This window comes from Streptomyces sp. NPDC057302 (genome assembly GCF_042667685.1).
GTDB lineage: Bacteria > Actinomycetota > Actinomycetes > Streptomycetales > Streptomycetaceae > Streptomyces.
This window is the reverse complement of record NZ_JBHUZJ010000014.1, coordinates 129,940-145,077: the sequence shown is the minus strand read 5'-3', so window position 1 is coordinate 145,077 and position 15,138 is coordinate 129,940. Positions and strand designations below refer to the sequence as shown.

Here is a 15,138-nt window from a genome sequence, read left to right as displayed (position 1 = left end):
ACGCGGCGACCACCGACAAGGCCACCGTGGTGAACCTGACGAACCACACGTACTACAACCTCGCGGGCGAGGGCAGCGGCGACATCCTCGGCCATGAACTGGCCCTGGACGCCGCACGGTTCACACCCACCGACGCCGGTCTCATACCGACGGGCGAGCTGGCCGGGGTGGCGGGCACGCCCTTCGACTTCCGGCGGGCCAAGACGGTCGGCCGGGACATCCGGGTCTCCCACGAGCAGCTGGTGACCGCCAAGGGCTTCGACCACAACTGGGTCCTGGACAAGGGCATCACCCGGCACCCCGAACCCTTCGCGACGCTGCGCGACCCGGAGTCGGGGCGCTCCATGAAGATCGCCACGACCGAGCCGGGCGTGCAGTTCTACTCCGGGAACTTCCTGGACGGCACGCTCACCGGGCCTTCGGGGCGCACCTACCGGCAGGGCGACGGTCTGTGCCTGGAGACCCAGCACTTCCCGGACTCCCCCAACCGGCCGACGTTCCCCTCGACGGTGCTGCGGCCCGGCGAGACCTACCGGTCGAGCACGGTGCACGGCTTCTCGGCGCACTGACCCCGGGCAACCGGCCGTACCCGGAAAGGGCGCGTGGTGCCCTCCGCGGTGACCCGGACCTCGTCGCCGCCTCGCACCACGCGGTAGACCGCCGCGGGCCTGCCGTCCAGGTCGGGCACGGTGATCTCGGTGCCGTCCGCCGTGTCCGGGGTGACCAGGAGCGTCAGGTCCTGGAGCCAGTCGCCGTCGGGGCGCTGGTCGTCCGCGCCCAGCGGGAGCAGCGCGCCGGGGCGCACGTACAGGGGGAGGCTGTCGAAACCGTGGGTTTCGCGCCGCCATCCGGGGCCCTGGACCCTCTCGCCGGTCAGGAGGTGGGTCCAGGTGCCTTCGGGGACGTAGAACTCGACGTCGCCCTCGGCGGTGAAGACGGGGGCGACCAGGAGGTCGGGGCCGAGCATGTACTGCCGGTCCAAGGTGCGGCAGGCGGGGTCGTCCGGGTACTCCAGGAGCATGGGACGCATGACGGGGACGCCCGTGCGGTGGGCCTCGACGGCGGCCGCGTACAGATACGGCATGAGGCGGTGCTTGAGCAGCGTGAACTTCCGTGCCACGTCGACCGCTTCGTCGCCGAACGCCCACGGCACCCGGTAGGACACATTGCCGTGCAGGCGGCTGTGCGAGGAGAGCAGGCCGAAGGCGAGCCAGCGTTTGAAGACCGCCGGGTCCGGCGTGCCCTCGAAGCCGCCGATGTCATGGCTCCAGAAGCCGAACCCGGAGAGCGAGAGGGAGAGGCCGCCGCGCAGGGACTCGGCCATCGCGCCGAGCGAGGCGAAGCAGTCACCGCCCCAGTGCACCGGGAACTGCTGGCCGCCCGCGGTGGCCGAGCGGGCGAAGAGGACGGCCTCCCCCGGGCCGCGCTCCTTCTCCAGGAGTTCGAAGACCGCGCTGTTGTAGAGCTGCGCGTAGTAGTTGTGCATGCGCTCCGGGTCCGAGCCGTCGTGCCAGACGACGTCGGTGGGGACGCGTTCGCCGAAGTCGGTCTTGAAGCAGTCGACGCCCATGTCGAGCAGGGCGCGCAACTGGTCCGCGTACCACTCGCGGGCGGCCGGGTTCGTGAAGTCCACGAGCGCCATGCCGGGCTGCCAGAGGTCCCACTGCCAGATGTCGCCGTTCGGCCGTTTCACCAGGTACCCCTCGGCGGCGGCCTCGGCGAAGAGGCCGGACTTCTGCGCGATGTACGGGTTGATCCACACGCTGACCTTCAGTCCGCGCTCGCGGAGCCTGCGCAGCATGCCCTCCGGGTCGGGGAAGACCTCCGGGTCCCAGCGGAAGTCGGTCCACTGGTACTCGCGCATCCAGAAGCAGTCGAAGTGGAAGACGCCGAGCGGGATGTCGCGCTCGGCCATGCCGTCGACGAAGGCGGTGACGGTCTCCTCGTCGTAGGGCGTGCAGAAGGAGGTCGTGAGCCACAGGCCGAACGACCAGGCCGGGGGCAGGGCGGGCCGGCCGGTCAGTGCGGTGTAGCGGCGCAGGACGTCCTTGGGGGTGGGGCCCGCGATGATGTAGTACTCGATCGACTGGTCCTCGACGCTGAACTGGACCTGGCCGACGGACTCGGAGCCGATCTCGTAGGAGACCTTGCCGGGATGGTTGACGAAGACGCCGTAGCCGCGCGAGGAGAGGTGGAAGGGGATGTTCTTGTAGGCCTGCTCGCTGCTGGTGCCGCCGTCGGCCTGCCAGATGTCGACGTTCTGGCCGTTCTTGACGTACGGGGTGAAGCGCTCGCCGAGACCGTAGATGTACTCCCCTACGCCCAGGGCGAGTTGGCCGATCATGTGATGGCTTCCGTCGGGGGCGGTGGCGAAGCCGGTTCCTCTGCGCTCGACGGCCGTGAGGCGTCGCCCGTCGGCGTCGAGGAATGCGAGGCCCCAGGGCTTGTCGGTGTCCAGGCGCACGGTGAGCGGACCGCTGGTGAGTTCGGTGACGGTGGTGCCTTCGCGTTTGAGGATTCCCGCGCCCTCGCTCCCGTACAGGGCGAAGTCCGGACCGTGTGCGGCCTTGCCCGCGTGGTGCGTCGCGCGGACGCCGATCACCCCCTCCGCGGGCGAGAAGCATTCGACGGTGACGAGCGGGGTGTTGAGGGTGTCGCCGCGCTCACGGACCGGGTGGACGGCGGCGTACGCCGTGAACCGGCCTTCGCCTTCCCGTACGTCGCGCACATCGGTCGCGTACGAGGCCCGCACCCCCTCACGCATCAGCCAGAAGCCGTCGGTGAACTTCATGCGGTCTCCTTCTGCTGTGCGGTGGCGGTGAAGGCGAGCCGCGCGAGCCGCAGAGGGCCGCGCAGCCGCACGCGCAGATCACGGACTCCGCAGACGCTGAACCCGGAGGTGCCCAGGGCGTAGTCGTACGAACCGCCGGTCGCCTGGACGGTCACGGTGGTGGCGGTGCTGCCCGCGATGAGGTCGACGGCTCCCGCTCCGGCGGCCTCGACCGAAACGCCACCGACCCCGTCGCCGAAGTCGCAGTCACGGAAGAGCAGTTCACCCGTCCCGCCATCCACCACCGTACGCACGGCGTCGCCGCTCGTCCTGGTGCGGTCGACGATCTCCGTGCCGCGCTGTTCGTCGTAGGCGGTCGCCACGAGGCCGTACTCGCGCACCGGCCTGGGGGCGAGCGGGGCGCCCCCGATGTCCACGGTCGCCGCGATCCTGATGTCGGCGCTGGAGGCCCCGGCGAGCATCTGGTGCGCGCCCGGTGCCACGGTCCAGCGGTCATGGCGTACGTCCCAGAACGCCAGGTCCGCCAGGGGGATGTCGAATTCCAGGCGGCGGGAGGCTCCGGCCGCGAGGTGGACGCGGCGGTGCGCGGCGAGCTGCCGGTGGGGCGGGGCGATGGCCGGGGTGGGGTCCCTGGGCGCCCGGGTGTAGAGCTGGGCCACTTCGTCCGCGGCGACGGGCCCGGTGTTGGTGAGGGTGAACGCGACCCGGAGCCGTGCCCCTTCGCGCGCGGTCACGAGGTCCTCGTACGCGAAGGAGGAGTAGCCCAGGCCGTGGCCGAAGGGGTAGAGCGGGGTGCCGTCGAAGTAGAGGTAGGTCTGCCGGGAGCCGATGATGTCGTAGTCGAGCAGGTCCGGAAGGTCGCTGTCCGTGGCGTACCAGGTCTGCGGGAGGCGTCCGGCCGGGGAGACGTCGCCCGCGATGATCCGCGCGAGCGCGGTGCCCGCGGCCTGGCCGCCGTGCGCGGTCCACAGCAGTGCGGGCAGCTGGGCGTGGGCGTCGGCGACCGCGTACGGATAGGCGGAGGTCAGGGCCAGCGCGGTACGGGGGTTGGCGGCTCGGGCGGCGCGCCACAGGCGCTCCTGGTGGGGCGGCAGGGCGAGCGTCGTGCGGTCCTGGGTCTCGCGGCCGTTGATGTGCGGGTCGTTCCCGGCGACGACGATCACGGCGTCGGCCGCCGCCGCGGCACGGGCCACGGCGTCCTCGCCGCGCTCCAGGAATTCGACGGTGAAGACCTGCGGCTCCTCGGCAACCTTCACGCCGTCGGCGGCGACAGAGACGTACCCACCCGTCCCCATGTGCTCGATGAGGTAGCCGTCCCCGTGGCCGACCAGCGCGAACGTCTCCTGTACGACCCAGCCGCCGGGCCGGTCCGCGGACGCGCGCACGAAGCCGTCGTCGGCGACCGAGAGGTAGTGGCCGTCGGGGGCGCGCAGGGTCCATGCCCCGCACCCCCAGTCGACGAGGGCGAACTCGGTCGGCTCGGGGCCACAGGTCAGCGGCGCCAGATCGGTGCGGCCGGTGAGCAGCGCCGGGTCCAACGCCACCTCCGCGTCGTGCACTTGGCCATCATCCTCGGGCTCCGGCACCCGCAGCCAACCCGCCTCACACTTCAGGCGTACGCGATCCACGCCTTCGGTGAAGGTGACGCGGTCGGCGCCGAACCGCTCGCGCAGTCCGTCGAGGGGGGTGCTGCGGCGGATCAGGGTGCCGCTGTACCAGTCGGTCTTGCACTCGTCGGCGAGCAGTCCGACGACCGCGATCCGGGTGGATTCGGCCAGCGGGAGCAGGCCGTCGTTCTTCAGCAGGACCACGGCCTGCTCGGCGGCTTCCTGGGCGAGCGCGCGATGTCCCGGGGTGTCGAAGGCGTGCGTGGCCGGGTCGGCGTAAGGCCCCTGGCCGGGGTCGAACTCGCCGAGCCGGAAGCGGACGGACAGGTGGCGGCGGGCCGCCGTGTCGATGTCGGACTCGGTCAACAGGCCCTGGTTCAGGGCGTTCTGGATGCGTTCGGTGATGACCGAGGCGTCCGTGCCGTGATCGGTGAAGCTGTCCACGCCCGCGACGAGCGCCGCCGCGGTGGCCTCCTCGTGGGTGTCGAAGTACTTCTCGGAGTCGACGAGGTTGCTGGGCGCTCCCGCGTCGGAGCAGACGAGCAGGTCCTGGTCGGTCCAGGTCCGCAGGTGCTCGCGCAGGTACGGCGAGAGGTGGTTGGGGCGGCCGTTGACCAGGTTGTACGCGGGCATCACCCCGGCCACGGCGCCCGCTTCGACGGCGGCGCGGAAGGCCCGCAGGTCGTACTCGTGCAGGACGCGCGGGCGCACGGACGCGGACGAGGTGTCCCTGTCCGTCTCGTTGTTGTGGGCCAGCCAGTGCTTGAGCACGGGGGCGGTGCGCCAGCGGTCCGGATGGTCGCCGCGCAGGCCTCGGGTGTATGCGACGGCGATGGCGGAGGTGAGCCGGGGGTCCTCCGAGTAGCCCTCCTCGTTCCTGCCCCACAGCGGGTGGCGCAGGAGATTCACCGTGGGGGCCCAGAGGTTGAGGCCGACGCGGTCGTCGCGCGCCCGCATGGCGCGCGCCTCGGTGGCGACGGCCTCGCCGACGCCGCGGACGAGGTCGTCGTTCCAGGTGGCGCCGAGGCCGACCGCCTGCGGGAAGACGGTGGCGCGGCCCATCCAGGCGACGCCGTGCAGGGCTTCCTGACCGGTGCGGAACGCGGCGATGCCGAGTCGTTCGACGGCCGGCGTGAACTGGTGCAGGAGCGCGACGCGTTCGCCGGTGGTCAGCCGGGACAGGAGGTCGTCCACGCGCTGGTCCAGGGGCAGTTCGGGGTCATGGAAGGGCAGCTGTTTCGGGGCGTGGAGCGGCGGCGGGCTTGCGGTCACGTGCGGATCCCCTTGGCGAGCGGTGGGCACGGAGGAGGCGACTCGGTCAACATCTTCGAAGCGCTTCGATGCTCCGTGCCGATCAGGGGTCATGTCAAGGAGAGTGGCGTGAGGTACCCGCAATCCCGCGCCGCTCGGCGCGTTCCTGGAACTCCGCGGCTCTCGGCAGGAATTCAGGAACGAGTCTTGTTACGGCCCAAGCCTTCACTTAACCTCACAGCAACATCGAAGCGCTTCGAATGCCGACCGGCGGTGACCGCCGTGTGTCCGGGCACGCGCCACGAAGGGTTGACGCAATGACGCCGAACTCCCTCTCCAGCAGCTCCCGTTCGAGCCGGAGAACGTTTCTCGCACACTCCGGTCTCGCCGCACTCGTCGTGGCCGGCGGGGCCCCACTGCTCACGGCCTGCGGGGGCAGCGGGTCGAAGAACGAGGGCACCACGACGGGCAAGAAGCTCAAGGGCCTGCTCCCGGCGTACGCCGCTTCGGAGCTGGCGAGCCCGGACATCCCCGCCAAGAACGGCTCGGCGGCGGGCTACACCAAGGCGCTCCCGGCAGCCGAGCTGAAGGTGTCGGTGCCTCAGAAGCTCGGCAAGGGCGGCGAGTTCACCGTCATGGCGCCGATCTGGGGGAACGTGCCCAAGCAGGGCAATCCCTACTGGTCGGCGATGGACAAGGCGGCGGGCGTCCGCGTCAAGTGGCAGAACCAGCAGGGCGACACGTACGGCCAGAAGCTGGGCGCCGTCCTCGCCTCCAGCGGTGTCCCGGACGCCGTGGTCGTGCCCGGCTGGGAGCTGACCGGCAAGATACCGAGCGCCATCGCCAACAAGTTCGCCGACCTCGGCCCCTATCTGAGCGGCGACAAGATCAAGGAGTATCCGAACCTCGCCGCGATCCCCACCGGCGCCTGGCAGCGCTCCGTCTTCGGCGGGAAGCTGCGCGGCCTGCCGATGCCCGCCGCGACCACACCGAACATCGCGCCGTTCTACCGCACCGACCTCTTCGAGAAGGAGGGGCTCGAAGCGCCCACGAGCGCCCAGGAGTTCTTCGACCTGTGCAAACAGCTCAACGCGCCCAAGAGCAAGGTGTGGGCGTGCGGCGACATGAGCTGGGCGGCGTACAACATCTTCGGGGCGCTGCCGGAGAAGCCGTACTACTGGAAGCTCGTCGACGGAAAGCTCGTCAACCGCTACGAGACCGACGAGTATCTGGAAGCCCTGGAGTGGTCGCGCAAGCTCTACTCGGCGGGCTTCGTCCACCCCGACGCGAAGGCCGAGACCGGCAGCATCGGCGACCTGTGCGCGGCGGGCAAGGTCTGGATGTACTGCCAGGACCTGTCCGACTGGTACGGCAAGGCGGCCGTGCAGCGCGTGGACGACAAGAAGTTCCGCATGGAGGCGTTCGACTACTTCGCCGCCGACGGCGGCGCGCCCACCCTGTACGCGCGCCCGCCGGCCGACATCTGGACCTTCATCAGCGAGAAGGCCGACGAGAAGACGGTCCGCGACATCCTCGCCCTCGCCAACTACACGGCAGCTCCCTACGGTTCGAAGGAGCAGCGCCTTCGCATGTACGGCGTCGAGGGCGTCCACCACACGTTCAAGGACGGCGTCCTCACCAAGAACGGCAAGGGCAACAACGAGGTCTTCTCGACGTACGAGTATCTGGCCTCGCCCGCGCCCTTCGTCGCCTACCCCGATCTGCCGGACGTCACCGAGGGCATGGTGGAGTGGCAGCAGCGTCAGGGCGCGCACACGAAGAGGCCGCTCTTCCACGGCATGATGATCATCGAGCCGACCCGGTACACCGAGCTGAACGCCGAGTTCGAGGACCTGGAGAAGGACGTCGTGCGCGGCCGCAAGAAGGTCGGCGACGTGCAGCAGGCGGCTTCGGACTGGAAGTCGGGCGGCGGCGACAAGCTGCGCGACTGGTACAAGAAGCTGCTTGACGAGACCGGCGACGCGGCGTCCTGACATGGCCCAGAGCACGACTCGTCCGCGCGAGAGCGCCACCGGGCGGGCACCCGCCGCACCCGCCGAATCCACCCCCCGCACGAAGCAGGGCACGGCCCGCGTACCGCTGCGCCACCGGCTGCGCCGCGACCGCGCGCTGCTCCTGATGGTGCTGCCCGCGCTGCTGCTCCTGCTCGTCTTCAACTACGTACCCCTGATCGGCAACGTCGTCGCCTTCCAGGACTACGACCCGTACATCGCCGACAACGCGTTCCGGGCGATGGCGCAGAGCCCCTGGATCGGCGTCGAGCACTTCCGGCACATGGCCGGGGACCGGCTGTTCTGGCAGGCGGTCAGGAACACCCTGTCGATCTTCGCGATCCAGCTGACGCTGTTCTTTCCGCTGCCGATCGCGCTCGCGCTGTTCGTCAACAGTTTCGTGCGGCCACGCGTGCGGGCGGTGGCCCAGGCGATCCTCTACCTGCCGCACTTCTTCTCCTGGGTCCTGGTCATCACGGTCTTCCAGCAGATGTTCGGCGGCGCGGGCCTGGTCGCGCAGGTGCTGCGGGACCACGGGCACGACGGCTTCGACCTGATGACCGACCCGGGTCTGTTCAAGTTCCTCGTCACCTTCGAGATGGTCTGGAAGGACGCGGGCTGGGGCGTCATCGTCTTCCTCGCCGCGCTGGCCGCGGTCAGCCCGGACCTGTACGAGGCTTCGGCGATGGACGGCGCGAACCGCTGGCGGCGCATGTGGCACATCCAACTGCCCGCGCTGCGCCCGGTGGTGGCCCTGCTCCTGGTGCTCCAGGTCGGCAACGCGCTCACGGTGGGCTTCGAGCAGATCCTGCTCCAGCGCACCGCCGTGGGACCCACCGCATCGGAGGTCCTCGACACCTATGTGTGGAACACCGGCCTGGACAACGGCAACTTCGGCTACGGCGCCGCGATCGGCATCGTCAAGGGCGTCTTCGGCCTCCTGATGGTGCTCGGGGCCAACAAGGCCGCCCACCTCATGGGCGAGCAGGGGGTGTACAAGCGATGAGCGTGCTGAACTTCGGCATCCGGCCGGGCAGCCGCACGGGCCTGCGCCCGGTGTGGGAGGAGCCGCCGACCCGGGCCGGCCTCGCCACCAAGGGCGTGACGCTGGCCCTGGTCTGCCTGGCGGTCCTCTTCCCGGTGTGGGTGGTGGTCGTCACCAGCCTCTCCTCGGTCAGGACGATCACCGCGACGGGCGGCCTGGTGGTGATCCCCCGGGGCGTCACCTTCGTCCACTACCAGGAGCTGCTCGGCGGCGGTCAGGTGTCGCGGGCCGCGCTGGTCAGCGTGGGCGTCACGGTCGTCGGCACGCTGTTCAGCATGGTGGTGTCCGTCCTGTGCGCGTACGGCCTCGCGCGCCCGGGGTCGGTCCTGCACCGCCCGATCCTGCTGCTGATCGTCGCCACGATGTTCTTCGGCGCCGGGCTCATCCCCACCTATCTGGTGGTGCAGGGCATCGGCCTCACGGACACCTATCTGTCGCTGATCCTGCCGAGCGCACTGAACGTCTTCAACATCCTCGTCCTGCGGGCGTTCTTCATGGGCACGGCGCAGGAGCTGATAGAGAGCGCCCGCATCGACGGCGCCGGTGACCTGCGCATCCTGCTCCGGATCGTGATGCCCCTGTCCCGCGCGGTGATCGCCGTCATCACGCTCTTCTACGCGGTCGGCTACTGGAGCGCGTGGTTCAACGCGTCGATCTACCTCAGCGACCCGGACATGATGCCGCTGCAGAACGTCATGCAGCAGCTGGTGATCAAGCAGCAGCGGCCGACGGGCCTGGCCCAGGCGATCAACACGGGCCATCTGTCGCCGCTCGCCATCCAGATGGCCGTGATGGTCCTGGCACTCCTGCCGGTCGCCGTCCTCTCGCCGTTCGTGCAGCGGCATTTCAAGCAGGGCATGCTCACCGGCGCAGTGAAGGGCTGATCCACCGATGCCTTCCCTCGACGACACCACCCGCGGCCGGATCCTGTTCGGCGGCGACTACAACCCCGAGCAGTGGCCCGAGGAGGTCTGGCCCGACGACGTACGCCTGATGCGCGCGGCATCGGTCAACTCCGTCACCGTCGGCGTCTTCTCCTGGGCGAAGCTCGAACCGCGGCCGGGAGCACGGGAGTTCGCTTGGCTCGACCGGCTGATGGATCTGCTGCACGAGCACGGCATCGGAGTCGTCCTCGCCACGCCGACCTCCGCTCCCCCGCCCTGGCTGGGCCGCCTGCACCCCGAGACGCTGCCACGGGACGAGAACGGACAGGTGGAGTGGTGGGGCTCGCGCCAGCACTTCGCGCACTCCAGCGCCGTGTACCGCAAGTACGCCGCCGCCATCACCGAGGACCTGGCCGCCCGGTACGCGCACCACCCCGCGCTCACGATGTGGCACATCAACAACGAGTACTGCACCTACGACTGGGGCGACGAGGCGGCGGTCGCGTTCCGCCGCTGGCTCCGGGCCAAGTACTCCTCGCTCCACGCGCTCAACTCGGCCTGGGGCAGCGCCTTCTGGGGCCAGATCCACGACAGCTGGGCGGAGATCCTGCCGCCCCGCCGCGCCCACTACATGAAGAACCCCGCCCAGGTCCTCGACTTCAAGCGCTTCACGTCCGACTCCTGGCTGGAGTGCTTCCGCGCCGAGCGGGACATCGTCACCGCACACACCCCGCACCTGCCGGTCACCACCAACTTCATGCCGCTGTGGTCGGGGCAGGACGCGTGGGAGTGGGCGGCGCACGAGGACGTCGTCTCCGTCGACCTCTACCCCGACCCCAGGGATCCGCTCGGAGCCCAACAGGGCGCGATGGTGCAGGACATGACGCGCTCCCAGGCGGGCGGCGGCCCGTGGATGCTGATGGAGCAGGCGGCAGGACCGGTCAACTGGCGGGGCGTGAACCACCCCAAGCCGCGCGGCCTCAACCGCCTCTGGTCGTGGCAGGCGGTGGCGCGTGGTGCGGACGCCGTCTGCTACTTCCAGTGGCGCCAGTCCCGGCAGGGCGCGGAGAAGTTCCACTCGGGGATGCTCAGCCACGCGGGTGAGCGGGGCCGCACCTTCCAGGAGGTGAAGGAGCTCGGCGCCGAGTTCGCCGCGGTCGGCCCCGAGGTGGCGGGCACACGGCTCACGGCCGAGGTGGCCGTCCTGCACGACTGGCCCTCCTGGTGGGCGAGCCAGCAGGAGGGAAGGCCCTCCTGTCTGGTCGACCACGCCGAGGTGCTTCGCGCCTGGCACCGCGCCCTGTGGGAGGCGAACACACCCGTCGACTTCGCCCACCCCGAGCACGACCTGACCCCGTACCGCCTGGTCGTCGTCCCGCACCTCTACCTCCTCACCGACACCGCGATCGACAACCTCCTGGCGTACGTGCGCGACGGCGGCACCCTCGTCTGCGGCTTCCTCACCGCAGTGGCCGACGCCGACGACCGGGTGCGGCCCGGCGGCATGGACGCCCGCCTGCGCGCCCTGTTCGGCATCCGCACGGTGCACGAGTGGTGGCCGCTGGAGGCCGGGGAGAGCGTGGACTGCGGGGAGTTCACCGGCACGCTCTGGTCGGAGGAGCTGCAGGCCGACGACGACGCGAAGACGGTCGCCGCCTACCGGGGCGGTGAGCTGGACGGCCTCCCGGCGGTGCTCCGCCACGACCGCGCCTGGTATCTGTCCACGCTTCCCGAGCCCGAGGCCCTGCGCGAGCTGCTCGCGCGCGTGGCCGCCGAAGCAGGCGTACGGCCTTCGCTCGCAGGCCTCCCCCGCGGAGTGGAGGCCGTGCGCCGCGGCGATCTCCTGTTCCTCCTGCACCACGGCCTGCCTCGCGGCAGGGAGCGGGTGACCGTGCCCCTGCCCGGCAGGCACCTCGATCTGCTGACCGGCACCACGGCCGAGGGCGCCATCGTCCTGGGCCGCCACGGCGTGGCCGTCCTGCGCCGCGCCGCCGACGACGACCGCGGGCCCGCCCCGGACCCGCGGCACTCCTCCCCCCACCCTGGAGACGACACATGACACGACACCCCCGCCGCACCCTGACCCGCCTGCTGCTCGCCCCCGCCCTGGTCGCGGGCGCGGCACTGGGGCTCGCCGCCGCGCCCGCCCAGGCCGCGGTCTGGAGCTCATGCGACCAGTGGGGCAACACCGGCCTGGGCGGCTACACCCTCTACAACAACATCTGGGGCTCGGGCGCGGGCAGCCAGTGCATATCGGCGGACTCGGGCACGAAGTGGAGCGTGCACGCCGATCACCCCAGCACGAGCGGCATCAAGTCCTACCCCAACTCCACGAAGGCGATCGGCAAGCCGGTCGACTCACTGTCCTCGCTGAAGAGCTCGTACAACGTCAAGGTCCCCTCGTCGGGCGACTACAACTCCTCGTACGACATCTGGGACACCGACCACGACTACGAGATCATGCTCTGGGTCAACTACAACGGGAACGTCGGCCCGCTCGGCACCGCCCAGGGCACGGTCAGCCTGGGCGGCCACACCTGGGCGGTGTTCAAGGGCACGAACGGCGCCAACGAGGTCTTCTCGTTCCTGCGCACCTCCGACTCCTCGTCCGGGACCGTCGACATCCTGCCGATCCTCAAGTGGATCAAGAACACCAAGGGCTGGATGGGCAACGAGACCATCGGTGACGTGCAGTTCGGCTACGAGATCAGCGGCTCGGCCGGAGGGCTCGACTTCACCACCAACTCCCTGACCGTGTCGGGCGGTTAGCCGGGCAGCTTGTCGCCGACCAGGGCGAGGTTCTGGATGGCGGCGAGGCCGAAGAGCGCGGTCTCGTTGGTGTTGATCCGCAGGTTCTCGTAGCCGGGCTCCAGGACCGCGGGCCCCTCCAGGTCGGTCTTCGTCCAGCTCATGGCCTTCGTATAGCCGTCGCTCTCGTGGAACTTCTGCCAGGCGCGCGCCGCGAGCTTCTCGTCCTTCGACCGCCAGGACGCGTACGCGTCCTGGCGGGAGTGCCCCTGGAAGAGCAGCAGGCTGCCGAAGTCCTTGCCGTAGCGCTGCTTCTGCTCGGCCTTGGTGGCGTTGAAGTAGCGGCAGTAGTCCAGCCACGCCTGCGTGAACTTCGGCTGGTCGACGAGGCCGATGAGCTCGGCGCACATCTCGACCAGGCCGAACATCGCGGAGAGGTGGGAGACGTTCACGGCGGGCTCGGCGGCCACCGCGAACTTCCCGGTGTCCAGGTCGTAGAGTCCGCTGCCCTGGACGAAGCCGTTGGGCTGGGCGGCGATGGTCTCCATGGTGGAGCGCAGGCGGGCCTCGGCCTTGGCCGCCTTGGGGCCGCCGCGTTCCCACTCGGTGAGCCAGGCGGCGGCCAGACCGCTCCAGTCGGTGCCGAAGCCGATGGACAGGGCGTTGCGGTCGGGTTCGTACGGCTCGGTGCGGATCTTGCGCAGAGGGTCGAGGACGAGGAACGTCTCGTCGGAGTCGACCAGGGCGTGCATCAGGTCGCCCACGCGTTCGTCGGCGGTGAGGAAGTAGTAGGGGCGGCGGTATACGGCCGTCGAGATCCGCTGCTGCTTCGCACTGTCCGCGAAGTGCTGCACGCCGTGCCGGGTGCCCAGGCCCGCCCACTTGCCGAGGTGGTAGGAGTCGACCTCGCCGGTGTGGCGGGTCATGGCCTCGGCGAAGCGGAAGATGTCGGAGCGGCCCGAGCGCAGGTAGGCGTACCAGAGCCACAGGTCGGGCGAGAGTTCGGAATTGTCCCAGGCGTAGCCCCCGACGTCGTAGCGCCACTGGTGACGGTCCTCGTCGTAGGTGTGCATGATGTCGCCGTAGTCCCAGAAGCCGTACCAGCGGCGCTGTTCGGCCTGGTCCTTGTAGTAGGTGAAGAGGAAGTCGAGGTGGTCCTCGATCGTGGCCTTCGCCGGGGTCGAGCGGTCGACGGGTGAGAAGAGACCGCCGAAGACGCCCGTCTGCGTCACGTGCTCGGGGGCGGCTGCCAGCTGGGGCGGGGTGCGGACGGCCGCGGCCTGGTCGACGAGCGTGGCCGCCGTCGGGGTCGCCGCGTTGGCCCAGAACATCAGCTCGCTGGTGCGGGCGATGCCGTACGGGGTACCGAAGCCCGGTTCGTAGTCCTCGTAGGTGATGTTGAGGCCCTCGATCTGCTCGGGGTAGGTGTCCTGCCCCATGCCGTCGTGGTACGTGCGCAGGTCCATCGGCTGTGCCTCGGGCGACCAGAGCCAGAGCGTGACCTCGGCCGTGTCACCGGCGGCGCCCCGGATGTCGAGCTGGGCGGGGTGCTTCTCCCAGAAGTCGCGGAGCCCGAAGGAGAGTCCGCCGCTCGCCCCGCCGACATACCCGAACCCGGTCGCACGGCCGCCGCCTCCGGCCGTGATCCAGGTGTGCCCCGGCTTGGTGCGCTTGCGCAGGGTGAAGCCGTCGGCGGACAGCTGGGCGAGGGTGTAGTCGCCCCAGGTCGGGACGTATGGGAGGCGGGTGGTGACCCGCTGGTCCCAGGTCGCCGGGTCCGGCAGCTTCTCGCCCTTGACCTGGGCGGTGCGGATCGCGGCTCCCGGGTCGCGGCGCAGGCCCGTGATGCCCTTGACCGCCTCGGTCAGGAATCCCTTGCCCTCGCCCGCGATGCGGATGTGCCGGTCGTACGCCGCGTCGCGCATCGGCACGCCGAAGCGGACGCCCAGGCCGCGGATGAAGTCCTTCTCCGCGTCGCCGTCGTACGTGATGGTGTGCACCATGCGGAAGGAGTCGGCGCCCGCGTAGAAGTAGAGGCGCACGCTGAACGGCAGCCAACTGCGGCTGCCCTTGCGGTGCTTGCCGTCGATGCGGACCACGGCGCGCACCGGACCGTCCTGCTCGGTCTTCGCGCCGCTGATCTCGCCGTCGAACCGTTCCCACCTGGCGTTGCCGTGGTCGCCGTCGTCGAGGCCGCCCTGGCGAAGGACCACGAGCCGTCCGTCGGTGGCGATCTTCACGCCGCCGCGCGTAACGGACTCGACGAGCTTCTCGCCGTCCTTGGAGATGACGGCCTTGATGACTCCGGTGTCGACGATCACGGCTCTGCGGGTCTCGGAGACGGTGACCTTCATGCCCTTGCCGGGGCCGACTGGGCTGCCCGCACCCAGATGGAACTTCTCGGTGCCGGCGGCCTCCGGTCCCACCGCGTGCGCCGTCCACTTCACGGAACCGTCGGGCCAGTGTGCGGTGGTCCAGGTCTGTACGGGGATGTCCTTGCCGTCGGCGGTGGCGAGGGCGAATTTCTGCCCGGCGGGGTGGGCGCCCTTGGGCCACGGGACGCCGAAGGTGGAGCCCGGCGCGGCGCCGAGCCCGCCCCTCTCCAGCCAGCCGACGGCCACCGGGCCGTCGGCCGCCGGGCCGTCGGCCGCCGCCGCGCGGGGAGCCGCCTCAGTAGCCGCCTGGGCCTCGGTTCGGCCGAGGGCCCAGCTGAACTGGGCGGCGGCGCCTGCCACGGCGGCGGCCTTGAGCAGGGACCTGCGGGGAAGCGGAGACATGGCGATCCTTTCTCTCTGCATGA

At 70.3% G+C, this 15,138-nt stretch carries 9 protein-coding genes; 6 read left to right on the top strand and 3 right to left on the bottom strand.

All coding sequences use genetic code 11. The features are described 5' to 3' along the window. Nucleotides 1–569, top strand: a 569-nt coding sequence (locus ACFUPX_RS13695) for an aldose epimerase family protein (protein ID WP_383320555.1), incomplete at its 5' end; no start/stop codon positions are given. On the opposite strand, the gene yicI is transcribed toward ACFUPX_RS13695, so the two are convergent. Beyond that, entirely contained in the window at nucleotides 530–2,791 is a 2,262-nt protein-coding gene (gene yicI / locus ACFUPX_RS13690; protein ID WP_383320553.1) for an alpha-xylosidase, read from the bottom strand. The genes ACFUPX_RS13695 and yicI overlap by 40 nt on opposite strands. After that, nucleotides 2,788–5,670 (bottom strand): beta-glucosidase, encoded by a 2,883-nt coding sequence (locus tag ACFUPX_RS13685; protein ID WP_383320552.1) that lies wholly within the window; start codon nucleotides 5,668–5,670, stop codon nucleotides 2,788–2,790. The genes yicI and ACFUPX_RS13685 overlap by 4 nt, the downstream gene beginning before the upstream one ends. 296 nt (nucleotides 5,671–5,966) lie before the next feature. Here ACFUPX_RS13685 and ACFUPX_RS13680 point away from each other — a divergent pair, with 296 nt between their 5' ends. From ACFUPX_RS13680 to ACFUPX_RS13660, 5 genes are read left to right on the top strand one after another with little or no spacing between them, the layout of a single operon-like run. Beyond that, nucleotides 5,967–7,643 carry an extracellular solute-binding protein gene (locus tag ACFUPX_RS13680; protein ID WP_383320550.1) on the top strand — a complete coding sequence of 559 codons (1,677 nt, stop codon included), beginning with the start codon at nucleotides 5,967–5,969 and terminating at the stop codon, nucleotides 7,641–7,643. Nucleotide 7,644: 1 nt separating this feature from the next. Then, nucleotides 7,645–8,667: an ABC transporter permease gene (locus tag ACFUPX_RS13675; protein WP_383320548.1), complete on the top strand. Its 1,023-nt coding sequence runs from the start codon at nucleotides 7,645–7,647 to the stop codon at nucleotides 8,665–8,667. Further along, nucleotides 8,664–9,590 carry a carbohydrate ABC transporter permease gene (locus ACFUPX_RS13670; protein WP_383320546.1) on the top strand — a complete coding sequence of 309 codons (927 nt, stop codon included), beginning with the start codon at nucleotides 8,664–8,666 and terminating at the stop codon, nucleotides 9,588–9,590. The genes ACFUPX_RS13675 and ACFUPX_RS13670 overlap by 4 nt, the downstream gene beginning before the upstream one ends. Nucleotides 9,591–9,597: 7 nt before the next feature. Beyond that, entirely contained in the window at nucleotides 9,598–11,649 is a 2,052-nt protein-coding gene (locus tag ACFUPX_RS13665) for a beta-galactosidase (RefSeq protein ID WP_383320544.1), read from the top strand. After that, complete coding sequence (locus ACFUPX_RS13660; protein ID WP_383320542.1) at nucleotides 11,646–12,359, top strand: hypothetical protein; 714 nt, start codon at nucleotides 11,646–11,648, stop codon at nucleotides 12,357–12,359. Before ACFUPX_RS13665 ends, ACFUPX_RS13660 begins: the two co-directional genes overlap by 4 nt. Here the strand turns inward: ACFUPX_RS13660 and ACFUPX_RS13655 are convergent. Continuing rightward, nucleotides 12,356–15,115, bottom strand: coding sequence for a Tat pathway signal sequence domain protein (locus ACFUPX_RS13655; RefSeq protein WP_383320540.1), 2,760 nt, complete (start codon nucleotides 15,113–15,115; stop codon nucleotides 12,356–12,358). The genes ACFUPX_RS13660 and ACFUPX_RS13655 overlap by 4 nt on opposite strands. Nucleotides 15,116–15,138 lie beyond the last annotated feature (23 nt).